Here is a 736-nt window from a genome sequence, read left to right as displayed (position 1 = left end):
CATTCAAGTGCTCATGGAGTCCGTAAAACCCCTTGGGTGTTGTATGGTTAAGCCTCACGGGCAATTAGTACAGGTTAGCTGAGCGCCTCACAACGCTTACACACCCTGCCTATCAACGTTCTAGTCTCGAACAGCCCTTCAGGAGGCTCAAAGCCTCAGGGATGACTCATCTCAGGGCCAGCTTCCCGCTTAGATGCTTTCAGCGGTTATCTGTGCCGAACTTAGCTACCGGGCAATGCGTCTGGCGACACAACCCGAACACCAGCGGTTCGTTCACTCCGGTCCTCTCGTACTAGGAGCAACTCCCTTCAATCATCCAGCGCCCACGGCAGATAGGGACCGAACTGTCTCACGACGTTCTAAACCCAGCTCGCGTACCACTTTAAATGGCGAACAGCCATACCCTTGGGACCGACTTCAGCCCCAGGATGTGATGAGCCGACATCGAGGTGCCAAACACCGCCGTCGATATGAACTCTTGGGCGGTATCAGCCTGTTATCCCCGGAGTACCTTTTATCCGTTGAGCGATGGCCCTTCCATTCAGAACCACCGGATCACTATGACCTGCTTTCGCACCTGCTCGAACCGTCATTCTCGCAGTTAAGCGGGCTTATGCCATTGCACTAACCTCACGATGTCCGACCGTGATTAGCCCACCTTCGTGCTCCTCCGTTACGCTTTGGGAGGAGACCGCCCCAGTCAAACTACCCACCAGGCACTGTCCGCACCCCGGAT

The 736-nt window shown here is 55.4% G+C and carries 1 rRNA gene; it reads right to left on the bottom strand.

Features of this window, described 5'->3' with window-relative positions:
- Positions 1-43: 43 nt before the first annotated feature.
- Positions 44-736 (bottom strand): 23S ribosomal RNA (locus Q4491_RS21460); the annotation flags it as partial.

This window comes from Photobacterium sp. 2_MG-2023 (genome assembly GCF_030547675.1).
Classification (GTDB): Bacteria; Pseudomonadota; Gammaproteobacteria; order Enterobacterales; family Vibrionaceae; genus Photobacterium; species Photobacterium arenosum.
This window is presented reverse-complemented; position numbering and strand designations above follow the sequence as displayed.